Source organism: Mesorhizobium sp. M1C.F.Ca.ET.210.01.1.1, assembly GCF_004791585.1.
Classification (GTDB): Bacteria; Pseudomonadota; Alphaproteobacteria; order Rhizobiales; family Rhizobiaceae; genus Mesorhizobium.
Map to the genome: position 1 here is coordinate 111,776 of NZ_SRUU01000017.1, position 21,661 is coordinate 133,436.

Below are 21,661 nucleotides of genomic sequence, written 5' to 3' on the forward strand. Positions count from 1 at the left end.
CTGATCGGAGCCGATGGTTATCGGAATGCAACCAGCCACAACATCTGGGAAGGATCAGATAACCTTACCGGGATTCATGATGCCGGCTGGATCGAAGGCCGCCTTCACGCGGCGCATCAGATCGATCGCCATCGGCGGCGCGGTGGCGATCAGCTCGTCGCGCTTCAACTGGCCGATCCCGTGCTCGGCCGAGATCGAGCCATGGAAGGAGCGCACGACGTCATGCACGGCATTGTTCATCGGGCGGTAGAGGCCGAGGAACGCTTCGTCGTCGCCGCCTTCAGGGCGGGAAATGTTGTAGTGCAGGTTGCCGTCGCCCATATGGCCGAAGCAGACGACACGCGCGCCGGGGCTGACGGACGCGACGGCGCTTGCCGCCTTCTCGATGAAGTCCGGGATCGAGGCGATCGGTACCGAGATGTCGTGCTTGATCGAGGCGCCCTCCGGCTTCTGGCACTCGGGCAGCACCTCGCGGAAATTCCAGAAGGCATCGCCCTGCGCCAAGCTGGCCGCGACCACCGCGTCGCCGACGATGCCTTTCTCGAGTCCGGCCGCCAGCACCTCCTCGATCAGCGCCCTGCCATCCTCCTCCGAGCGGCCGGAGGAGATCTGCATCAGCACATACCACGGCCAGTCGTCGGCCAGCGGCCGCGTGATGCCTTGGCCATGCTTGAGCGTGAAGTCGTACGGCCTCCTGCCGATCAGCTCGAATGCAGTGAGCGACGCGCCGGCCTGGTCCGTCGCCAGGCTGAACAGTGACAACGCGTCCCGGGCCGAAGGCAGGCCGACGAAGGCAACCTCCCTGCCCTTCGGCTTCGGAAAGAGTTTCAAAACGGCAGCGGTGATGACGCCAAGCGTGCCCTCGGCGCCGACGAAGAGGTTCTTCAAGTCGTAGCCGGTGTTGTCCTTCTTCAGCTTGCGCAGGTCGTCGAACACCTCGCCGGTCGGCAGCACCACCTCGACACCGAGGCAAAGCTCACGCGCATTGCCATAGGCAAGCACGCCGGTGCCGCCGGCGTTGGAGGAGAGATTGCCGCCGATCTGGCAGGAGCCTTGCGCGGCAAGCGACAGCGGAAACAGCCGGTCGGCCGCGTCGGCCGCTTCCTGCAGCGTCTGCAGGATAACGCCCGCCTCGGCGGTGACCGTGTTCGATAGCACATCGATCTCGCGGATGCGGTTCAGCCGCGATAGCGACAGCACGATGTCGTGACCGGATTTGTCCGGCACCTGGGCGCCGACCAGACCGGTGTTGCCGCTCTGCGGCACGACCGGGGTTCCGGTCTCGGTGGCGAGCCGCATGATGCGACTCACTTCCTCGACGCTGCCCGGCCTCAGCACCAGCGATGTCCTGCCATGCCAGAGGCCGCGCCGCTCGGTGATGTAGGGCGCGATGTCGGCCTGGTCGCGCAGCGCGTATTTGTCGCCGACAATGGCCGCGAAGCGGTCGATGAGGACGGGATCGAGGTCGAAAGGCTGGTCGTTCATGACCCCAACCTATGGCGCTCAGGCAATCTTGTCACGCGGGGCGGCGGCGCGTGCGAGCCGGTCGTTGATCGCCTCGCCCAGCCCGTCGAACGGGATAGGCTCGACGGCGATGGTGGCGGCGCCGCTGCGGTCGAGCGCCTGCATATAGGCGAAGAGATTGGTGGCCGCCTCACGCAGGTCGCCCGCCTCGGAAAGATTGCGCACCGCGACCGCATCCTGCCAGCCTTCGGCACGATGACGGCCGAAGGCAAGCAGCGCCTCCCCGCCGGCGATCTTGCCGACATTGAGCCGCATTGATGCGCCCGGCGCGTAATGCGAAGCGAGCATGCCCGGCGCCTCGATGCCCGCGGCGCCGCGCAGCAGTCTTACGCCGGCAGCAGCTTCAATATCCTCGGCGGCAATGCCGCCAGGCCTCAGCAGCCTCAGCTTGCCGCCCTCGATCTTGACGATGGTCGATTCCAGGCCGACCGGCGTTGCGCCGCCGTCGACCACCAGCTTGATCCTCTCGCCGAGATCGGCTGCCACGGCCTCGGCCGTCGTGGCGCTGATCCTGCCGGAGGAATTGGCGCTGGGGGCGGCGAGCGGCCGGCCGAGCCGCCCGATCAGCTCGCCGCCAAAGCCCCTCGGCATGCGCAGCGCGATGGTGTCCAGCCCCGCCGTGACCAGCGGATGGATGCCGTTTTCCACGCGCTGCGGCAGCACCAGCGTCAGCGGACCGGGCCAGAAGGCCTCGGCCAGCCTTGCCGACAGGGGATCGAAGTCGGCGATGCGGCTTGCCATGGCGAGGTCGGCGACATGGGCGATCAGCGGATTGAAGCGCGGGCGGCCCTTGGCCTCGAAGATGCGCGCCACGGCGACGCCATTGGTGGCGTCGCCGGCCAGCCCGTAAACAGTCTCGGTCGGAATGGCGACGACATCGCCGCCTTCGAGCAGCGCCAGCGCCCGTTCCATCGCCTCGCCGACAGCCAGTATCTCAGCCAAATCCGTCACCAATCCTGAACACGCCGGTCCCGTAATACGGCGGGCAAAGCGGGGCAAGGCGGGGATTGGCGATTTATCAATCCCTAAAATGTTAAGTTTCAATGCAAGCCGGCATCAATTCGCCGCCACTAGGCTGCGGATTTCCGGTTGTTGGGCTCGGGGAGTTATCGTGATGCGCATGCTTTGCTTTGACGCAATTGCGGACAGAAAAACGCTGCACATTTTTCCTGGAATTGCTCTAGGAGCGTTCGGCATCGGCCTGTTGGCGACGACCGGTCTGGCGCAGGCTTCGTCCATCGTCGCGCCTGGCGTTCCGACCTCGACCCCGTCCGTGGTCAGGCTGGCCGCGATCGATCCAGGCAAGGCTTCCACATCGTCGGTCGTGGCGCTCGGCGATCCGGTGCCCGCCGTCACCGACGAGAAGGTGGCCGCGATCCCGCAGACATCCGGGCAGAGGCACGCGCAAGCGCCAATGATCATTCGCGGCGGCATCGTCGGCGGCGCTTCAGCGACGCCCGCGGTGACCGCCTCGGCCAAATCCGCGGAGCCGGCGGCTGCAACACCGGCAAACGGCACCGCCCCGCCCGCGGCCACGCCCCCCAACGACACCGCCGCGGCGGCTCCCAACGGCGACACCCAGGCGACCGACAACAAGGCGGCCGCGACGGAAAATGCGCCGGATGGCCAGGCGCAGCCGGAAGCTCGGCCGCAGGAAGCCCCGACAATGCCACGCTTCAGCAAGGCGATGTAGGCCAGCTCAAGCGGCAGCCCGGTTGCGTCGGGCGTCAGACAAGCCTGTTTTCGTTACTGTCCGATTTCGTCATCCGGGTTCGGGCACGATAAGGCTGACGTTTCAGAGGGGGATTTCATGACGGGCTCGAAAGCTATTGCCGTCGTCGGTTTGCTGGCGGTCTTGGGGCTCAATGCGAGCACCGTCCGAGCCCAGGACATGCTGGGCTCCTATGTGGCGCGGATTTCCGAACGCGACCATCACGCCAGTGACGGCTACCAGTTGGAGAGTGCGACGCAGATGGTTCGGCAGGACCGGGCCAACTGGCACAAGTTCCGCCGCCGCGACAGCGACGACCAGGGCGATCCGTGGTTCCGCGGCAACGATGACCGCGCCCAACTGGAGCGCATGCTGGAACGCGGCGGCGCGATGAGCGGCGCGACGCGACGCGCCATTGTCAACGGCGAGCCATTGATCGAGGTCGACGTCTATCCCGACCGCGTGCGCGTCAGCATCTTAGAAGATTGACAAGGCCGGACCGACGAAGAAGGGCGGCGCCGGACCGCGTCGCCCCTCTTTCTTTCAAACCGCGAGAAGCGGCTCACGCCGCTTCTTCCTTCTCGTCATCCTCGGACTCGTCTTCGTCGTCGTCCTCGCCATCTTCGTCCTCATGATCGCCCGAGGCCGTGGCTTCTTCGTCTTCGTCGGCGTCCTCCTCGTCGTCGCCGTCTTCATTGTCGTCATCCTCCTCGTCCAACTCGTCGTCCGAGGCAGAGGCTTCCTCATCGCCGTCTGCGTCGTCGGCTTCTTCGCCATCGTCAGACGGTTCGGCGGCTTCGACCGCCGCGGCGGCGGCATGGTCGAGGATGTTGTCGGAAGCGGTTTCGGTGGCCTCGGCGGCGGCCGGGGTCTCTTCAGTCAATTCGATATCGTGATCGGAATTCATGGCATGCCTCCGTGGTTTGGGAACGTCCTGAGGCGCGTCGTGCTGAAATGAATCCAGGCGACGCGCTTAAGTCCTTTTCTGATGCATGTCGTTGTCCCAGAGCCGCTGCATGCTTCTGGGCGACACGCACTAGTTCTCCCATGTGGAGGTCATCGTCATATGACTGTAAGCCGGCTCCGGCGTGTTAAATTTGGGCCATGAAATTGTCGAAGCATGCCCGCGACTTGTGAGGCGCAGGCTGCTTCGGAGTTTGCGATTTTTGGGACGTCAGCCGACGATCTTTGAAAAATCGGCGACCTGGTCGGTGGCGGCGCGGATGCGGGCAAGCAGCGCCAGGCGGTTGGCGCGCACGGCCTGGTCCTCATCATTCACGAGAACGCCTTCAAAGAATGAATCAACCGGTTCACGCAATACGCTAAGCGACAGCATCGCGGCGGAAAAATCTTCATTCTGAATCGCTTGGCCGGCTTCCTTCTCGGCCTGATTCACCGCGGCAAACAGCTTCTTTTCCGCGTTCTCGCGGAACAGCGCCGGTTCAACAGCCTCGGCGACCAGCGTTTTCTTCTTCTCCTCGGCGGCCAGGATATTGGCGGCGCGCTTGGTGCCGGCCAGCAGGTTCTTGCCGCCCTCGGTATCGAGCAGGGAGCCCAGCGCCTCGACGCGGCGCACGATCTGCAGAAGATCGTCGGACTGCGGCGTGATAACGGCATCGATCAGATCGTACCGCGCGCCTTGGTCGCGAAGATAAACCTTCAGGCGGTCGTGGAAGAATGCGAGCAGATCCGACGTCTGGCCGGCGCCGCCGGGGAAGTTTGCGAAGGCCTTGGCGAAGATCGACGTCAGCCCCAGGCGAATGCGGTTCTCGACCAAAATCCTGACCACGCCAAGCGCCGCGCGCCGCAGCGCGAACGGGTCCTTGCTGCCGGTCGGCTTTTCATCGATCGCCCAGAAGCCGGTCAGCGTGTCGAGCTTGTCGGCAAGCCCAACGGCAACCGACACCGGGTCGGTGGGCACGCGGTCGGATGGGCCTTGCGGCTTGTAGTGGTCCTCGGCGGCTGCCGCGACGGACGGGTGCTCGCCCTGCAGCAGCGCATATTTGCGGCCCATGGCGCCCTGCAACTCAGGAAACTCGCCGACCACCTCGGTCTGCAGATCGGCCTTGGCGAGCACCGCGGCGCGGGTGACGAGCGCGGCATCGGCGCCGACGAACGGCGCCAGTTCTTCAGCGAGCTTCTTGATCCGCTCGACCCGTTCCCCTTGCGTGCCCAGCTTGGCATGGAAGGTGACGTTGAGATGGTCGAGCCGCGCCATGCGCTGGTCGAGCGGCTTCTTCAAATCCAGCTCGAACTTCGCCGCCGATTCCTGAAGCTGATCGAGGTCCGGCAGGTCGCCCTGATCCGTCTTCCAGAAATAAAGAGCGTCGGAGAGGCGTGCCCGCACCACCTTGCCGTTGCCATATGCGATCTCCATGCCGCCGTCCTTCGCCTCGATGTTGGCAACGAGGATGAAGCGGTTGGAGAGGTCTTCGACCACGCCATGCGGCCGAGTGACGAAGCATTTCTGGTTGGCGCGAATGGTCAAGCGGATGACCTCGGCCGGAATGGTGAGAAAATCCTGTTCGAACTCGCCCATCAGCACGACCGGCCATTCGACCAGGCCCGACACTTCCTCCAGCAGGACTTCGTCCTCGACGAGATCCAGCCCATTGGCGAAGGCGATGTTGCGCGCGTCGGCGAGGATGATCTCCTTGCGCCGGTCGGCATCGAGCACGACCTTGGCCGCCTCGAGCTTGGCCACGTAGTCGTCGAAACGGCGAACGGTGATCGGGCCCGGCGCGTGGAAGCGGTGGCCAAAGGTGATGTTGCCGGAGCGGACGCCGTCGATCTCGAAATCGACCACCACCGGCTCCTCGGTCTCCGGGCCGAACGTGCAGACGATCGACTGCAGAGGCCGCACCCAGCGCAGCGAGCCGGGCCTGGCCGATGCCGGCCCCCAGCGCATCGACTTCGGCCAGGGGAAGCTTTTGATGATGCCCGGCACCAGCTCGGCGATAATCTCTTCGGCCGCCCGGCCCGGCTTTGAGATATGGGCGACGTAGAAGTCGCCCTTCTTCGGATCGGAATGGACATGCGCCTCGGCGATCGATGAAAGGCCAGCCTTGCGCAGGAAGCCCTGCACCGCCTGCTCGGGGGCCGTGGTCGACGGACCTTTGATCTCCTCGCGAATATCCTTCGAGCGCGCGGTCAGCCCGCGGATGTCCAGCGCCAGGCGCCGCGGCGTCCAGTATTCGCGCGCCGCCTCATAGGTCAAACCCGCCTCGACCAGTCCGTCGGTCAGCATCTTGCGAAGATCGCCGGCAGCCTTGCGCTGCATGCGCGCAGGAATTTCCTCGGAGCGAAGTTCGAGCAACAAATCCGGCATCAGAGTCTCTCCGCCCGCATGCCTCTTTCCTGTTTGCGCGTCCTCACGCCTTCGGCGCTGCGATCGCGCGGACAGGCGGGGATCTCTTTCGAGCGGAGTTCCAGAAGCAGGTCAGGCATTGGTTAGCTCCTCACCCTCCCCTTGATGGGGAGGGTCGGCGCGGCAGCGCCGGGTGTCACGAATGCGCGGGAAATAGCAACTCGGCCAGCCGCTGTCACCCCGCAAGCAGATGGCCTCTTCAATCGATTTCCGGAATTTTTTCAGCCTGCTGTCGGGATAGCGCGGTTGCGCCCGTCCTTAGGGCAGAAATTCCCGTGAACCGAAAGCAGCGCTGAAGCGACCAACGCTCAGGTGGAGAACTATTGGCTGAACGACGATGAAGACGGCATCGAGAACCCTGCAAATCCTGGCACTGAGCGCCTGCTTCGCCGCCCAGATGCATGGCACGTTCACGATGCCTGGCGTGAGGCAAGCTCTGCGCACCATCGATGGCGCTACAACACAGATCACGTTGCCGATCACTGCCGTTACGGCCCAACCCGAACTGGGTTAAGCCGCCAGCCCGCCCGCCTTCGTCTGCAGGAACGCCTCGCCACAGGCCTTTGCCAGGTTGCGCACCCTAAGGATGTAGCTCTGGCGCTCGGTAACGGAAATCACGCCGCGCGCATCGAGCAGGTTGAAGACATGGCTCGCCTTGATGCACTGGTCGTAGGCCGGAAACACCATTCGGTGCATGGCCAGATTGTCGTTCGACGCCGGCGCGGCGGCGGCAAGCAGTGCCTTGCATTCGGCCTCTGCGTCCTCGAAATGCCTAAGCAGCATCGCCGTGTTGGCGAATTCGAAATTGTGGCGCGAGTATTCCTGCTCGGCCTGCAGGAAGACGTCGCCATAGGTGACCTTCTCGGCGCCCTCGCGGCCGTTGAAGTTCAAATCGTAGACATTGTCGACGCCCTGCACATACATGGCGAGCCGCTCCAGCCCGTAGGTCAGCTCGCCCGCCACCGGCGCGCATTCGATGCCGCAGACCTGCTGGAAATAGGTGAACTGCGACACTTCCATGCCGTCGCACCAGCACTCCCAGCCGAGGCCCCAGGCGCCGAGCGTCGGGCTTTCCCAGTCGTCCTCGACGAAGCGGATGTCGTGCAGGAGGGGATCGACGCCGATCGCCTCGAGCGAACCGAGATAGAGTTCCTGCAGGTTGGGCGGGTTCGGCTTCAGGATCACCTGGTACTGATAATAATGCTGCAGCCGGTTCGGGTTCTCGCCGTAGCGGCCGTCCTTCGGGCGGCGCGACGGCTGCACGTAAGCCGCGTTCCAGCGGCGCGGGCCCAGCGCGCGCAAGGTGGTTGCCGGGTGGAAGGTGCCGGCGCCAACTTCCATGTCGTAGGGCTGCAGGATGACGCAGCCATAGTCGGCCCAGTAATTGTGCAAGGTCAGGATCAGCCCCTGGAAGGAGCGGCTGGGATGCATGTGGGCAGGAATGTCGATGGTCACGGCGGCCTCGGAAAGCGCTGGGATTCAAGCATTCCCTAGTTGCCGGGCCGGCGAGCGTCAAGGCAATGCCCCCTCGCCGGCGAGTGGAAGGTTGAACGCTTTGCCTGCGGCTGGCCCATTGCCGGGCGCCCGCGCCGGCCGTTTGCTCGCGTGAGCCGCAACGACAAAGGTTCCGCCATGCCCGGTCAACTCACCATCCGCCCCGTCGCCCGGCAGGATTACGAACGATGGCTGCCGCTCTGGGACGGCTATAATGCGTTCTACGGCCGCTCGGGCGAAACCGCGCTTGCCGGCGAGATCACCCGGATGACCTGGTCGCGCTTCTTCGATGCCTATGAGCCGATGCATGCGCTGGTGGCCGAGCGCGACGGAAACCTTCTCGGCCTCGTCCATTATCTCTACCATCGCTCGACCACGGCGATCGCGCCGAACTGCTATCTGCAGGACCTTTTCACATTGGAGGTCGCGCGCGGCCAGGGCGTCGGCCGGGCGCTGATCGAAGGCGTCTACGAACGCGCAAAAGCCGCCGGGTCGGGCCGCGTCTACTGGCTGACGCATGAGACCAACCACACCGCCATGCAGCTCTACGACAGGATCGGCGAGCGCTCGGGGTTCGTCGTCTACCGCAAGCTCTTTTGAAATGAAAACGGGGCCCAGCGAGCCCCGTTTTTTGAACATTCCGGTGGTTTCAGCCCTTCGGCGGCGGCGGCGGAGCGACCGGCTTCACCTTCGGGGTTTCCTGCGCCGTGTTGGATTCGATCGGCGGCAGGCCCTTGAGCAGCTTCTGCTGCAGGGTGGCGAGCACGTCCGGATCCGGCTTCAGGTCGCGCGCCTGCGTCCACTGGAAGGTCGCTTCCAGCTTGCGGCCGACGCGCCAGTAGGCATCGCCCAGATGATCGTTGAGAACCGGATCTTCCGGCTTCAGCGATACGGCGCGCTCCATTTCGCGGACGGCGTCGTCGAAGCGGCCGAGGCGGTAATAGGCCCACCCCAGCGAATCGACGATGTAGCCGTCGCTTGGCCGCAGATCCACGGCCTTCTGGATCATCGCCAGGCCTTCCTTGAGGTTCGTGTTCATGTCGACCCAGGAATAGCCGAGATAGTTCAGAACCTGAGGCTGGTCGGGCTGCAGCTCCAGCGCCTTGCGGAAATTGGGCTCTGCCTTCGGCCATTCCTTCAGCCGCTCATAGGCGATGCCGCGCTGGTAGAAGATGTTCCAGTTGGCAGCGGTCGGCGTCTTCAGTTCCTCGACGGCCTTGTCGTAGAGATTGGCGGCCGACCGGAAATCCTCCTTGGAGGAATAGACGCCGCCGAGCGCGAGGTAGCCGCGCATATCGGTCGGATGCGCATCGACATAGCCCTTGAGGTGCGCGATCGCCTCGTCATGGCGGTCGATGTCGGCGAGGTTCAGGCCAAGCTGCAGCTCCGACAGCTCCTTCAGCGGCGACGTGGCCGGAATGCGGCGATAGAGCGCGATCGCCCCTTCGCCGTCCTTCAACTGCTCGGCGACGGCGGCAAGTTGAACCAGGGCGGCGTCGCTGTCCGGCTTCAGCGCCAGCGCATATTGCAGATAGAGCCGCACGAAAGGCTCGCCGCCGCCGCGGTTGAGCGCGGTGGCGAGGTCGAGCAGGATTTCCGAGGCACCGTCCGCCGGAGTGGCGACCAGGGGCTCGATCTTGTCGCCCTTGCTGATCCTGTCGCGCAGCGTGGTGATTTCCAGCTTGCCCGGCGCAAAGGCCTCGGCCTGGTTGAGCACCGCGAGCGCCTTCGACTTGTCCCCTTTGCGGGCGAGGAAGGAGGCATAGGCCTGGGCGTTGCGCATCCACGTCTCGGGCGCGGAGCCGCCGGCGGCGGTGTCGGCCAGGGTGGCGGCGTAGATCTCATCGGCCTTGTCGGAAAGGCCGGCGGCGTCGGCGATCAGCGCGCGGTGGAAGGACTTGAACAGGCCGAACCAGTCCGGCCCCTTGAGCTTGTCGATCGAGGCCATAGCCTCAGAGGCATCGCCCGCGCCTTCCTTGGCCCAGCCGTCCATGACGCCGGATAGCAGCCGGTCGAGATCGGATTCGAGCGACAGCTTCAGCCAGTACTGAGCCTTAGCGTAATCCTTCTTGTGGAAGGAATCGACGGCAAGCGCCAGGCGCGAGAAGCGCTCGATATCGGGCACCTCCTTGAGCTTGTCGGCATAGACCAGCGATTCCTCGAAGCGGCCCTGCGCGACCAGCGCCAGCATCAGGCTCTGCTGCAGGTCGGTGTCATTGGGGGCAAAGGCCAGCGCCTGCTTGTAATAGGCGATAGCATTGTCGAGATCATTGTCGCTTTCGGCGGTATGAGCGGCGAGATAGGCGCCCGAGAAGGACGTGATCTGGAGCGGTGGGGCGTTTTCCTTGGCATGGGCAGGCAGCGCCGCAAGCGCCACCCCCGCTAAAAATGCCAGCCTCTTGAGCCAGCGCGCACGTCCTTGCCGCATCGTATCCCTTTCAGCCAGACGCGATCCCGCCTTGGCGGACCGCCCACAGACTCGATCTTTTCCAGATAAAGCATGGCCTTTTTGGGGTCAGGCTTCAATCCCGGCTCGAATCACATTCGTGCCGCTCAACAGAGCACGGCCAGCGGGAATAATATCTGCATCCAGCCTTGACGTCGATCGCCCGTCTGGCTGATGCGCCGATCTCCCATGGCAGTCGATCGTACTACAAACGGGTAGAGCGGCCCCCCTCGGCGGCAACGGCATCGCAGGCCGGACACCCGGAAACCAAGGCTCTCAGTTGACGCGGCTGATGCAGAAATCAATGACGTCGATCAGCGCCGATTTCTGGCGCGTCGCTTCCAGCGGCGCCAGCGCGTCGCGGGCGATCTCGCCGAAGTGACGGGCGCGGCCGATCGTGTCGGCGATGGCGCCGTGGCGGGTCATCAGGCCGATCGCCTTCTCCAGCCCGGCGTCGTCGGTGACATTGTCCTCGATGGCGCGCTTCCAGAAGGTGCGCTCGGCCTTGGTGCCGCGCCGGTAGGCGAGGATCACCGGCAGCGTCACCTTGCCCTCGCGGAAATCGTCGCCGACATTCTTGCCGAGCTCCTTGCTCGAGCCGCCATAGTCGAGCGCGTCGTCGATGAGCTGGAAGGCAAGGCCGAGATTCATGCCGTAGGAGCGCAGCGCGGCGCGATCGTTTCGGGAAGCCTGGGCGATTACCGGGCCAACCTCGGCGGCGGCCGAGAACAGGGCGGCGGTCTTTGCCTTGATGACGGCGAAATGCTCGTCCTCGGTGGTCTCCAGGTTCTTGGCGGCGGCAAGCTGCATCACCTCGCCCTCGGCGATGATGGAGGCGGCGCTCGACAGGATGTCCAAGGCCTCCAGCGAGCCGACCTCGACCATCATGCGAAAAGCCTGGCCGAGCAGGAAATCGCCGACCAGCACGCTTGCCTGGTTGCCCCAGATCATGCGCGCCGTCTTCTTGCCGCGGCGCAGCGCGCTCTCGTCGACGACGTCGTCATGGAGAAGTGTGGCGGTATGCATGAACTCGACCGCGGTGGCGAGCTTGACATGGCCTTCGCCTGCATAGCCGAACATCTGGGCGGCGGCGAGCGTCAGCATCGGCCGCAGCCGCTTGCCGCCGGACGAGATCAGGTGGTTGGCAACCTCCGGTATCATCTCAACGTCGGAGCCGGCCTTCGACAGGATCAGCTCGTTGACGCGTCCCATGTCGGCTGCCGTCAGATCGATGAGATCCTTGATGGAAGCGGGTTCCCGCTTGCCTTCGATATTCAGAACGACACCCACCACGATCACTCCCGTCTCGGTTGACGCGCACGACAACACCCTGGTCCCGAGGCGGGACTCTAGGGCGGTACAACCGGGCACGGCAAGAGGCGAATTGGCGCGGCCTGGCTGCCGCAGGTCCGCCTCGACGTTTACAGGAACGCCGCAACCTGCGATTTTCATTCCATGATCGAGCTTGTCCGCACCAACGACGCCGTCCTCATCTCCTTCGTCGAATCGCTGATGCGCGACGCCGGCATCGCCTGTTTCGTCGCCGACCAGAATATGAGCGTGCTCGACGGTTCGATCGGCATCCTGCCGAGGCGCATCATGGTTGATGCCGACAAAGCCGATGCGGCGCGGCGCATCCTGAAGGATGCCGGCATCGAGAACGAGATCCGCCGGAAATAATGGCAGTGTCAGCCGCCCTCGCCCCCAACGCTTCACAGGCCGACACGCCGGCCCACACGGTCGATGCCTTCCATCGCGGCCGCTTCTGGCTGGTGCAGCCAAGGCAAGGCCATCGCGCCGGCATGGACGCCATGATGCTGGCGGCGGCCGTGCCGGCCGCATTTTCCGGCAAGCTCGCCGATTTCGGCGCCGGCGCCGGCGCCGCGGCCCTTGCCGTCCTGTCGCGCTGTCCGCAGTCGCGCGCGGTGCTGGTCGAGCGCTCCGCCGAGATGGCGGCCTTTGCCGCCGCCACGCTTGCGCATCCGGGCAATGCGCATCTCGGCGACCGCGCCTCGGTGCTGGCGGCCGACGTCACGCTTGCCGGCCGCGCGCGGGCCGAAGCCGGGCTTGCCGACAACCGCTTCGACTTCGTCATCATGAACCCGCCCTTCAACGCTGCGCAGGACCGCGCCACGCCGGACGCGTTGCGCAGAGAAGCGCATGTCGTCGAGGACGGGCTGTTCGAGCACTGGATCAGGAGCGCGGCCGCCGTCGTCAAGCCGCGCGGCGGGCTTGCGGTGATTGCGCGACCGGAGCAGCTCGTCGCCATCCTCGATGCTCTCGAGGGCCGCTTCGGCGATGCCGAGATGCTGTGCGTGCATCCGCGGCCCGAGGCCGCGGCGATCCGCATCATCGTCAGGGCGGCGCTCGGCCAGCGCGGCAAGCTGTCGATCCGGCCGCCGCTCACCCTGCACGGACCGTCCGGCAACGAGCCCACGGAGCGGACCGAGATGATCAACAATGGGCTGGCGTCGCTGTTTGGCGATTGATCAGCGGCCGGCAATGCGGCATTGCCGTTGGCCGGCGAATTCCTACATGCCGGGAGCAAGGATGAGGTCTCGCCTTGCTCCTTGCACCTCTTCCGGAGACAAGTTTTCGTGAAACGCCTTCTCAACCGCCTGCTGCCGAAATCCTGGCGCTCGACAGTCGTCACCATTCCCGTCATCCGGCTGCACGGCACCATCATGGCCGGCGGCGGCCAGTTCCGGCCGAGCCTGTCGCTCGCCTCGACCGCCGGCCTCATCGAGAAGGCGTTCGGCTTCGACGCGCCCGCGATCGCCATTTCGATCAACTCGCCTGGCGGCTCGCCGGTGCAGTCGCGGCTGATCTTCAAGCGCATCCGCGATCTGGCGGCTGAGAAGAACAAGAAGGTGCTGGTCTTCGTCGAGGATGTGGCGGCCTCCGGCGGCTACATGATCGCCGTCGCCGGCGACGAAATCTTCGCCGACCCGTCCTCGATCGTCGGCTCGATCGGCGTGGTCTCGGCTTCGTTCGGCTTCCCGGAACTGATGAAGAAGATCGGCGTCGAACGCCGCGTCCACACCGCCGGCCAGAACAAGGCCGTGCTCGACCCGTTCAAGCCGGAGAAGAAGGAGGACGTCGAGCGGCTGAAGGCGCTGCAGCTCGAAGTGCATGAGACTTTCATCGATCTCGTCAAGGAGCGGCGCGGCACCAAGCTCAAGGACGATCCGGACCTATTCACCGGCCTGTTCTGGACCGCCAAGAAGGGCCTGGAGCTCGGTCTCGTCGATGCGCTGGGCGACATGCGCAGCGTGCTCAAGACCCGTTTCGGCGAAAAGACGCAGCTCAAGCTGATCACCGCGCCGCGCGGCCTCTTCGGCCGCTTCGGCCTGTTCGGCTCGCGCATTTCGGCGCCCGACATCGCGGCGGCCGCGGCCAGCGGCGTCATCGATGCGGCGGAAGAGCGCGCGCTGTGGGCGCGCTTCGGGCTTTGAAAAAGCCATGAAAGCGTCTAGCATAACCGCTTGACCGGCCTGTACGGCCGGCCTTGCCGCGCAAACGCGGGAGGAGTTTCGAGATGCCGCAGATCATCTTCTTCGTCGTTGTCGGCGCCGCCGCCTATTTCGGCTATCGCGCGTTCATCCGCGAGGCCGAGCGCGTGACGGCCAAGATCCGGCGCACCGAGAAACAGGCGGCCAACGGCACGATGGGCACGCTGGTCAAGGACCCCAAGACCGGCGAATACCGTCTGGCCAAGGACTAAACCCATCTCGCCAGCAGCCGACACTCTGGAGCCCGAGGCCAAGTCCCGGACATTGCTTGCGCCTGCCAAGATCAATCTGGCGCTGCATGTGACCGGCAGGCGCGCCGACGGCTACCATCTGCTCGACAGCCTCGCGGTCTTCACCCGTTTCGGCGACCGGCTGCAGATCGAGCCGGCCGAGCGCGACGCGTTCTCGGTATCCGGGCCCTTCGCCTCCGGCGTGCCGCTCGATGACGACAATCTGGTGGTGAAGACGCGTGAGGCCTTGCGGCGGGAAGCCGGCGCGGCACGTACCCCGCCCGTCGCCATCCGGCTGGAAAAGAACCTGCCGATCGCTTCCGGCGTCGGCGGCGGCTCCAGCGACGCGGCGGCCGCTCTCAACGGCCTTGCCCGCCTCTGGGCGCTCGATATCGACGAAGCCGAACTGGCGCGGATCGGGCTGACGCTCGGCGCCGATCTGCCGATGTGCCTCAAGGCCAAGCCACTGATCGCGCGCGGCATCGGCGATGAATTGTCGCCGCTGGCGGGCTTTCCCGCGCTGGCGCTGGTTCTGGTCAATCCCGGTGTCGCCGTCTCGACGCCGGAGGTGTTCAAGGCGCTTTCCAGGCGCGACAGCGAGGCATTGCCGCCACTGCCCAGTCGCCTCGACTTCCACACGATCTGGAACTGGCTGGAGACCACGCGCAACGATCTCGAGCCAGCCGCCCGTTCGATCCAGCCCGCCGTCGACGAAACGCTCAAGGCGCTGAAAAGGGCAGGCGCCGCCTTCGCCCGCATGTCCGGCTCCGGCGCCACCTGTTTCGGCCTGTTCGAGACCGGCAATGTCGCCAAGCGCGCGGCGATCGACATCCGCGGCCGCCATCCCGGCTGGTTCGTCGCCGCGACGCGCAGCATGGAGGCCGACTGATGGCCAACGACAGCCGCCCCTTCATTCCGGTGCGCATCGCGGTGCTGACGGTTTCCGATACGCGGAGTCTCGCCGACGACAAATCCGGCCAGACGCTGGCCGACCGCATCGTGGAGGCAGGGCACATCTTGGCCGGCCGCGACATCGTCACCGACGATCGGGAAAAGATCCGGGACAAGGTGCTTGCCTGGTCGAAGGATGAGGCTGTCGACGTCGTCATCACCACCGGCGGCACCGGCTTCACCGGTCGCGATGTGACGCCGGAGGCACTGGAGCCGATCTTCGAAAAGCGGATGGACGGCTTTTCGGAAGTCTTCCACCGCATCTCCTACGACAAGATCGGCACCTCGACGATCCAGAGCCGCGCGACGGGCGGCGTCGTCAACGCCACCTTCGTCTTCGTGCTGCCCGGCTCGCCCGGCGCCTGCAAGGACGCCTGGGACGGCATCATCAAGGCGCAGCTCGACTACCGGCACATGCCCTGCAACTTCGTCGAGATCATGCCGCGCCTTGACGAGCATCTCAGGCGGGGCGGCAAGCCCACCTCGTAAGGCACAGGCAAGGCGTCCGATCGGCATCCGGTTTGCAGGCGGAATGCCGCCGTCGCCTTCGAGGCGCCATTCCGAATCCCATGCCGGCAAAGTACCTTGTGGAAGGAAACAAGGGACAGAGCCATGACCGTTCACAGCGGCGGATGCCATTGCGGCAACATCCGCCTGAGCTTCTCGACCCCGCTCGATCCGGCCGGACTGGAAATCCGCGCCTGCCAGTGCCCGTTCTGCACCCGGCATGGCTCGCGGGCGGCTGCCGATCCGAACGGCCGCCTGACCATTTCGGTCGAGGACAGAGCAAAGCTGCAGACCTACCGTTTCGGCCTGCGCACCGCCGACTATCTCGTCTGCCGCGAATGCGGCGTCTATGTCGCGGCGATCGCCGTCGACGGCGCCGAGGCCAGGGCGATCGTCATCGTCAACGCGCTCGACGATCGCGAGCAATTCTCCCGCGAACCGATCCCTGTCCGCTACGACGCCGAAACGCGCGAACAGCGCCTGGCCAGGCGCCGCAGCGCCTGGATGCCGGTCGAAATCCAGGGGATTTGAGAGTGGCCGATCTCGCGAATGCGATCAGCGAATGACCGGCTCGCCATGGAAGCGCCGGCGCGACGGGCGCGAGATGCCGAAGCCGATTTCCATCATCAGGCGCGGCGTGTTTGCCGGCACGGTTCCCATGTGGAAGCCGAACGGGTCCTCGACAAAGCCTAGGCCCGCCTCGCCCGTCAGCGTGACCGGGCTTTGCGGACCGTAGACGTCCAGCACGTCTTCCGCGGGATGGCCGACCAGAAGCGTCAGCTGATGCTTGAGCGCGCGGCGTCTGTGGCTGCCGCGGACATAGACATGCGGACCGGTACCCTCGTCGACCGGCACCAGGTAGAAGAAGAACTTCAGCATCCGCCAGTCGTCGAGGTCGAAATGGTACTTGCCGAGCGAGGCGAGGTTCTTGTCGGCATCGGAAGCCTTACCGGTCGGGAAGCTCCACCAGACGCGTGTCGTGATCAGCTTTGCCTGGCCGCCGAGATAGTGCTGGGCGACATCGAGAAGCAGCGGGTCTTTCTGGATGGCAAGCGCCGCCTTGCAGTCGAGGATGCGCTCGAAGAAATGTCCGCTGAGCAGCGAACGGCCAAAACGCTTTTCGGCCTCGGCATGCTCACCCGGCATGAATTCGAGGCGGCGGTCGAAGTTGCCGAAACAAGGCGTGCGCTGCGCGAAAGCGGCGATCTCCTCGTGGATCGCCGGCGGCAGCATGAAGCCCGAAAACAGACCCTCCGAACGCAGCGCCTCGACCACCGCCTCGCGATCGACGCCGGCGAACATCGTCTCCCCGGCGCCTCCGAGCGGACGGGCTCGTTTGGCGCCCAGCCAGTGCATGCGGCGCCCGGGCATGGTGCGCGCCAGCACGAACATCGGCAGCCAGGCCGGGTTTTCGCGCAGGTCCTTCAAATAGGTCGGGACGCGCACGGCGATGCGTTTGAAGAGGCTGCCGTTGCGGGCGATCGCCTCCAGGCTGGCTGCACCGGAATTGTCTGGGGTACCTAGGTTCATCGGGTCCTCATATGCACTGCGATCCGACGAAGCGACGATCACCTATCGCTTCGACAATACCCAAACCCGATTGTCCCGCATGGAGAGATGCTAGCGTCCCCTTCGTTTTTGTGCAACGCACAATAAAGCAATGGCTGAAATTTGCCGCCCGGCCTTTCCCCTTTCATGGGCGCCGGCGTCACTTCGGGGGCGCTACCCATATCTCGGCATTCAGCCTCCTGGTCGCGAGGCCTCGCGCCAAGGCTTCGGCGCTGCGCGCATTTTTGGCGAGAGCCGAGGCCTGGCGCTTGCTGATGAGGAGGCCTTCGGCCAGCGCCCGGTTGCCTGAAAAGACCCGGGCCAGGAACGGCGCGCGGTTGGCGCGGGCACGCGAGAAGCGCGCTGGCATCGTCTGCCTTGCGGTATGGGCGGCGACCTCTTCGATCCAGCCTTCGCCGAGCCGCGCGCCGGGTTCCAGCAGCAGCAGCCAGTCGCCCTTGGCCTGGCCGATGCCGGCGGCAACAGCACCCGCGACGTAGTGGCAGCCGGCATGCTCGGCGAGCCGATGCGTCTGGTCGGTCGAACCGGCGTCGCAGACGATGACGTCGCGCACCACGCCTTCGACCGCGCCGCCGATCAGCGAGGCGAGCGTGCGGGCAAGGCCTTCTTCGTCGTTCCTGGTCTCGATGAGAACGCTGAGCATCTTAGCCGAATAGCGGAAAGCGCGGCGCCGCGCCAGTTGCGCGCCCCGATCGAAAAAGTTCTTGCTTTGTTCTCATCGGCAAAATAGGAATAGTTTCATGAACAGAGCGATTCGACAGCCTGCCGACAGCCCCTGGGAAAGGGCGAAAATGGAACAGATCGTCCGCGCCGACATTGCTGCCTTCGGAGCAGGCAGAGCCGAGATGGCAAACGCGATGATGGAACAGAGTGGCATGCGCGTGCGGCCGGACCGCAACCGTGGACGCTCGGCCGGCATCAATCCTTCCGGCCGGTTCGAGCCGGTCAGCCGGCATGTGTTCGACGACGGCTGGAACTCGCTGGAAGAGCTGCCGCCGTTCAAGACGGAAGTGCAGGTCGAGAAGCCGCGCACCATCATCACCCGCAATGAGTCGCCGGACATTTCCTTCGACCGTTCGATCAATCCCTATCGCGGCTGCGAACACGGCTGTGTCTACTGCTTCGCCAGGCCGACGCACGCCTTCATGGGCCTGTCGCCGGGGCTCGATTTCGAATCGAAGCTGTTCGCCAAGCCCGACGCGGCGCGCATGCTCGACAGAGAACTGTCGAAGCCCGGCTACCAGCCGCGGACCATCGCCATCGGCACCAACACCGACCCCTATCAGCCGATCGAGAAGCAGTACCGGATCATGCGCGAGATCCTGGAAGTGCTGGAGGCCCGCGGCCATCCGGTCGGCATAGTGACGAAGTCGGCGCTGGTGACGCGCGACATCGACATCCTGTCGCGCATGGCCGAACGCGGCCTTGCCAAGGTGGCGCTGTCGGTGACGACGCTCGACCGCATGCTGGCGCGCACCATGGAGCCGCGCGCGTCGACGCCGACGAAGCGGCTGGAGGCGATAAGGCAGCTTTCGGATGCCGGCGTCCCTGCTTCGGTGATGGTGGCGCCGATCGTTCCCGGCCTCAACGATCCGGAGCTGGAACGCATCCTCGATTCGGCGCGGGCCGCAGGGGCTCGGGAAGCCGGTTATGTCATTTTGCGGTTGCCACTCGAAGTGGCGCCGATCTTCAAGGACTGGCTGCTGCGCCATTATCCGGACCGCTACCGGCATGTGATGTCGCTGATCCGCTCTATGCGCGACGGCAAGGATTACGATTCGGAGTGGGGCAAGCGCATGAAGGGCGCCGGACCCTATGCCTGGCAGATCGGCCGGCGCTTCGAGATCGCCGCCAAGCGGCTCGGACTCAATGTCGAGCGCCGGCAGCTTCGGACCGACCAGTTCGTCGCAGGCTCCGGCGCCGGCGAGCAGCTGATGCTGCTTTGACAAAGACAAAGTCAGGGCATTGCCTCATGGCCGTGCCCTGACCGACAATCCCGTCCGGCCCCTGTCCCCCGGCCGTGAGACGGTGCCCTCCCGGTCCGACGCCCCATCCGACCCGGAGGGACTTGCGGAGAATCGGAGCCGATGCGAACCTCGCCGCACCATGGCTCGCGCGCGTTCCGATTCTCCGCTTCTCTTTGAAATCGTCGAGAAGCCCGATTTCTCGATCGAGACGAAGGCGATGGCGGATGGGCTGTGGCCAGTCGCGGGCATGGACGAGGCAGGCCGCGGGCCGCTCGCCGGCCCGGTGGTGGCCGCCGCCGTGGTGCTCAACCCGGCCAACATCCCCGAGGGCCTGGACGATTCCAAGCGCCTCACCCATCTGCAGCGCGAGGCGCTGTTCCTGAAAATCCTCGGCTCCGCGCTCAGCGTCTCGATGGCGTCGATCAGCGCCGAGGGCATCGACAACAGCAATATTCTGAAGGCCAGCCTTGAAGCGATGCGCCGCGCCGCCGCCGGCCTGTCGCTGCAGCCCAAACTGGCCTTGGCCGACGGCCGCGATGTGCCGCCCGGCCTCGCCTGCGAAGGCCGCGCCCTGATCAAGGGCGACCAGCGCTCGCAATCGATCGCGGCTGCCTCGATCGTCGCCAAGGTGATGCGAGACCGCATGATGTGCAGCTGCGGCGGCCATCACGAGCACTACGGCTTCGAGGTGCATATGGGCTATGCGACGGTCCGGCACCGTACCGCGATCGAGACGCATGGACCGGTGGCAAGGCTGCACCGCGCCTCGTTCGCGCCGTTCCGGCTGGGTGGGGCCGAGGTGACGGAAGAGGAAGAGAGCTTCGCCGGGCTGGAGTAAGTAGCGGCAGCGGTGGCGACGGTTGATCTCCCCTTGTGGGGGATTGGCAGCTTCGGCGCCCCGCTTCCTTATCAAGCAAAAAAGCCGCCGGGTTGCCCCAGGCGGCTTTTTGATTCGAACGTTATGAGGCTCAGTTCAGCTTGGCCTTCACGTCCTGCAGCGCCGACTTGAACAGATCGGCGCCGGCCTTGGCATCGACCTTGGCGGCGAGCAGCGCGCGGGCTGCCTCGACGGCGATGTCGACGGCGCTGGCACGCACCTCGCCGATCGCTTCGCGCTCGGCCTGGCTGATCTTCTGCTCGGCAAGCGCGGTGCGCCGGGCGACATAGTCCTCGGTCTTCTTGTGCGCCTCGGAAGCGAGCAGCTCAGCCTCGCGCTTGGCGGCGGCGACAATGTCGGCGGCCTCCTTCTCGGCTTCCTTGCGCTTCTGCTGGTACTGGCCGAGCAGCTGCTGGGCCTCCTCGCGCAGCCGGCGCGCTTCCTCGAGCTCGCTGCTGATCTTTGCCGCGCGGGCGTCGAGCGACTTGGCGAGCATGCCCGGCACCTTCAGATAGATGACGGCGCCGAGGAAGATGATCAGGGCGATGGTGGCCCAGAGCGTGGCAAGTGATGTGGCGTCCATGTTGCGCTCCTCACCGGCTCGCGGATTTGACCGCGGCCGAAATCTCGGCCTTGTCGGTCTTGCCGCCGACCAGCGCTTCGACGATGGCTGACGTGGTGTCCTCGGCGATCGTGCCGACTTCCTTCATCGCCTTGGCCTTGATCGAGGCGATGCTCGCCTCGGCCTCGCCGAGCTTTTTCTCGAGTTCCGCCTCGAGCTTCTTGCGCGTGCTTTCGGCTTCGCTCTTGGCGGCGTCGTTCGCCTGCTGGCCGATCTTGTTGGCGTTGGCCTTGGCTTCCGCCAGTTCCTGCTCATAGGCGGCAACGGCAGCGTCCGCCTCGCCCTTCAGCCTTGCTGCGTGGTCGAGATCCTGGGTGATGCGATCGTTGCGGACATCGATGATACCGCCGACGCGCGGCATCACAACCCGCTTCAGGAACAGATAGAAGAGCCCGAAGGTGATGACCAGCCACAGAATCTGCGACGGGAAGGTCTCGGCATTGAACGGCGGGAACGTGCCATGCTCCTCGGCAGGCACGGTGGTGCCCGCATGCGTCTCGCCTTCGGCCGCGGCTGGCGCGGTTTCTTGCGCAAAGGCAGATGTCACGAACATCTCATTCCCCTGTCCATACGGCGGGGCCGCACCATGCGGCCCCTTTCGTCAGCGCGTGCTTCTTACTTGAAGACCAGGAGCAGCGCGATGAGGAGGGAGAAGATGCCCAGAGCTTCGGTCACGGCGAAGCCGAAGATCAGGCGGCCGAACTGGCCGTCGGCAGCCGACGGGTTGCGAAGCGCGCCCGAGAGATAGCTGCCAAAGATGTTGCCGAGGCCGATGCCGGCGCCGCCCATGCCGATGCAGGCGATACCAGCGCCGATAGCAGCTGCTGCAGTTGCGTCCATTTCAAACTCCTGTTGTTTCCGTAATCGTTGCGGTTGGTACGTTG

At 65.2% G+C, this 21,661-nt stretch carries 25 protein-coding genes; 13 read left to right on the plus strand and 12 right to left on the minus strand.

All coding sequences use genetic code 11. The annotated features are described in order from the left end of the window. Positions 1-54: 54 nt before the first annotated feature. Positions 55-1,485: an FAD-binding oxidoreductase gene (locus EN853_RS19985; RefSeq protein WP_127861096.1), complete on the minus strand. Its 1,431-nt coding sequence runs from the start codon at positions 1,483-1,485 to the stop codon at positions 55-57. A gap of 18 nt (positions 1,486-1,503) precedes the next feature. Next, the gene (locus EN853_RS19990) at positions 1,504-2,466 is read right to left on the minus strand and encodes an L-threonylcarbamoyladenylate synthase (protein WP_167524532.1); all 963 of its coding nucleotides are present in this window, start codon (positions 2,464-2,466) and stop codon (positions 1,504-1,506) included. A 262-nt stretch (positions 2,467-2,728) separates the two neighbouring features. Between EN853_RS19990 and EN853_RS19995 the strand changes: the two genes are divergently transcribed. Beyond that, on the plus strand, positions 2,729-3,217 hold the full coding sequence (locus EN853_RS19995; RefSeq protein WP_127861095.1) for a hypothetical protein: 489 nt from the start codon (positions 2,729-2,731) through the stop codon (positions 3,215-3,217). 117 nt (positions 3,218-3,334) lie between these two features. Next, entirely contained in the window at positions 3,335-3,724 is a 390-nt protein-coding gene (locus tag EN853_RS20000) for a hypothetical protein (RefSeq protein WP_127861094.1), read from the plus strand. 73 nt (positions 3,725-3,797) lie between these two features. Here EN853_RS20000 and EN853_RS20005 read toward each other — a convergent pair whose 3' ends face one another. Together EN853_RS20005 and glyS are read right to left on the minus strand one after the other, a co-directional pair. Continuing rightward, positions 3,798-4,142 carry an ATPase gene (locus EN853_RS20005; RefSeq protein WP_127861093.1) on the minus strand — a complete coding sequence of 115 codons (345 nt, stop codon included), beginning with the start codon at positions 4,140-4,142 and terminating at the stop codon, positions 3,798-3,800. A 267-nt stretch (positions 4,143-4,409) separates the two neighbouring features. Then, positions 4,410-6,563, minus strand: a complete 2,154-nt coding sequence (glyS, locus tag EN853_RS20010) for a glycine--tRNA ligase subunit beta (protein ID WP_127861092.1) — start codon at positions 6,561-6,563, stop codon at positions 4,410-4,412. Positions 6,564-6,939: 376 nt separating this feature from the next. Between glyS and EN853_RS34035 the strand changes: the two genes are divergently transcribed. Next, positions 6,940-7,116 (plus strand): hypothetical protein, encoded by a 177-nt coding sequence (locus EN853_RS34035; RefSeq protein WP_167524533.1) that lies wholly within the window; start codon positions 6,940-6,942, stop codon positions 7,114-7,116. On the opposite strand, the gene EN853_RS20015 is transcribed toward EN853_RS34035, so the two are convergent. Beyond that, complete coding sequence (locus EN853_RS20015) at positions 7,113-8,057, minus strand: glycine--tRNA ligase subunit alpha (protein WP_127861091.1); 945 nt, start codon at positions 8,055-8,057, stop codon at positions 7,113-7,115. The genes EN853_RS34035 and EN853_RS20015 overlap by 4 nt on opposite strands. Before the next feature lie 177 nt (positions 8,058-8,234). Between EN853_RS20015 and EN853_RS20020 the strand changes: the two genes are divergently transcribed. Next, on the plus strand, positions 8,235-8,696 hold the full coding sequence (locus EN853_RS20020) for a GNAT family N-acetyltransferase (RefSeq protein WP_127861090.1): 462 nt from the start codon (positions 8,235-8,237) through the stop codon (positions 8,694-8,696). 49 nt (positions 8,697-8,745) lie between these two features. Here EN853_RS20020 and EN853_RS20025 read toward each other — a convergent pair whose 3' ends face one another. Then, the gene (locus tag EN853_RS20025; protein ID WP_127861089.1) at positions 8,746-10,524 is read right to left on the minus strand and encodes a tetratricopeptide repeat protein; all 1,779 of its coding nucleotides are present in this window, start codon (positions 10,522-10,524) and stop codon (positions 8,746-8,748) included. A 294-nt stretch (positions 10,525-10,818) separates the two neighbouring features. Continuing rightward, complete coding sequence (locus EN853_RS20030; protein ID WP_127861088.1) at positions 10,819-11,832, minus strand: polyprenyl synthetase family protein; 1,014 nt, start codon at positions 11,830-11,832, stop codon at positions 10,819-10,821. Between the two features lie 165 nt (positions 11,833-11,997). Between EN853_RS20030 and EN853_RS20035 the strand changes: the two genes are divergently transcribed. From EN853_RS20035 to EN853_RS20065, 7 genes are all read left to right on the plus strand, one after another. After that, entirely contained in the window at positions 11,998-12,222 is a 225-nt protein-coding gene (locus tag EN853_RS20035; protein WP_059186744.1) for a DUF2007 domain-containing protein, read from the plus strand. Beyond that, positions 12,222-13,031 (plus strand): methyltransferase, encoded by an 810-nt coding sequence (locus EN853_RS20040; RefSeq protein ID WP_127861087.1) that lies wholly within the window; start codon positions 12,222-12,224, stop codon positions 13,029-13,031. Before EN853_RS20035 ends, EN853_RS20040 begins: the two co-directional genes overlap by 1 nt. 108 nt (positions 13,032-13,139) lie before the next feature. Further along, positions 13,140-13,997, plus strand: a complete 858-nt coding sequence (locus EN853_RS20045) for a S49 family peptidase (protein WP_127861086.1) — start codon at positions 13,140-13,142, stop codon at positions 13,995-13,997. 83 nt (positions 13,998-14,080) lie between these two features. Continuing rightward, positions 14,081-14,266 (plus strand): membrane protein, encoded by a 186-nt coding sequence (locus tag EN853_RS20050; RefSeq protein ID WP_040971812.1) that lies wholly within the window; start codon positions 14,081-14,083, stop codon positions 14,264-14,266. A gap of 25 nt (positions 14,267-14,291) precedes the next feature. Beyond that, the gene (locus EN853_RS20055; RefSeq protein WP_127861085.1) at positions 14,292-15,173 is read left to right on the plus strand and encodes a 4-(cytidine 5'-diphospho)-2-C-methyl-D-erythritol kinase; all 882 of its coding nucleotides are present in this window, start codon (positions 14,292-14,294) and stop codon (positions 15,171-15,173) included. Continuing rightward, a complete protein-coding gene (gene moaB / locus EN853_RS20060) occupies positions 15,173-15,724 on the plus strand; it encodes a molybdenum cofactor biosynthesis protein B (RefSeq protein ID WP_127861084.1) in 552 nt (183 codons plus the stop codon). The genes EN853_RS20055 and moaB overlap by 1 nt, the downstream gene beginning before the upstream one ends. A 123-nt stretch (positions 15,725-15,847) precedes the next feature. Further along, positions 15,848-16,273 (plus strand): aldehyde-activating protein, encoded by a 426-nt coding sequence (locus tag EN853_RS20065; RefSeq protein ID WP_127861083.1) that lies wholly within the window; start codon positions 15,848-15,850, stop codon positions 16,271-16,273. Between the two features lie 24 nt (positions 16,274-16,297). Here EN853_RS20065 and EN853_RS20070 read toward each other — a convergent pair whose 3' ends face one another. Next, positions 16,298-17,272 carry a hypothetical protein gene (locus EN853_RS20070; RefSeq protein WP_127861082.1) on the minus strand — a complete coding sequence of 325 codons (975 nt, stop codon included), beginning with the start codon at positions 17,270-17,272 and terminating at the stop codon, positions 16,298-16,300. A gap of 178 nt (positions 17,273-17,450) precedes the next feature. Next, entirely contained in the window at positions 17,451-17,954 is a 504-nt protein-coding gene (locus EN853_RS20075; RefSeq protein ID WP_127861081.1) for a glycosyltransferase, read from the minus strand. 148 nt (positions 17,955-18,102) lie between these two features. On the opposite strand from EN853_RS20075, the gene EN853_RS20080 reads away from it, so the two are divergent. Continuing rightward, entirely contained in the window at positions 18,103-19,257 is a 1,155-nt protein-coding gene (locus EN853_RS20080; protein ID WP_127861080.1) for a PA0069 family radical SAM protein, read from the plus strand. A 160-nt stretch (positions 19,258-19,417) separates the two neighbouring features. Then, a complete protein-coding gene (locus tag EN853_RS20085) occupies positions 19,418-20,116 on the plus strand; it encodes a ribonuclease HII (protein WP_127861079.1) in 699 nt (232 codons plus the stop codon). Between the two features lie 130 nt (positions 20,117-20,246). Here EN853_RS20085 and EN853_RS20090 read toward each other — a convergent pair whose 3' ends face one another. The 3 genes from EN853_RS20090 to EN853_RS20100 all read right to left on the minus strand — a co-directional run bounded on the left by EN853_RS20090 (position 20,247) and on the right by EN853_RS20100 (position 21,617). Beyond that, positions 20,247-20,738: a F0F1 ATP synthase subunit B gene (locus EN853_RS20090; RefSeq protein WP_126095303.1), complete on the minus strand. Its 492-nt coding sequence runs from the start codon at positions 20,736-20,738 to the stop codon at positions 20,247-20,249. 10 nt (positions 20,739-20,748) lie between these two features. Then, positions 20,749-21,330 carry a F0F1 ATP synthase subunit B gene (locus EN853_RS20095; RefSeq protein WP_127861078.1) on the minus strand — a complete coding sequence of 194 codons (582 nt, stop codon included), beginning with the start codon at positions 21,328-21,330 and terminating at the stop codon, positions 20,749-20,751. A gap of 62 nt (positions 21,331-21,392) precedes the next feature. Beyond that, positions 21,393-21,617, minus strand: coding sequence for a F0F1 ATP synthase subunit C (locus EN853_RS20100; protein ID WP_027164582.1), 225 nt, complete (start codon positions 21,615-21,617; stop codon positions 21,393-21,395). Between the last annotated feature and the right edge of the window lie 44 nt (positions 21,618-21,661).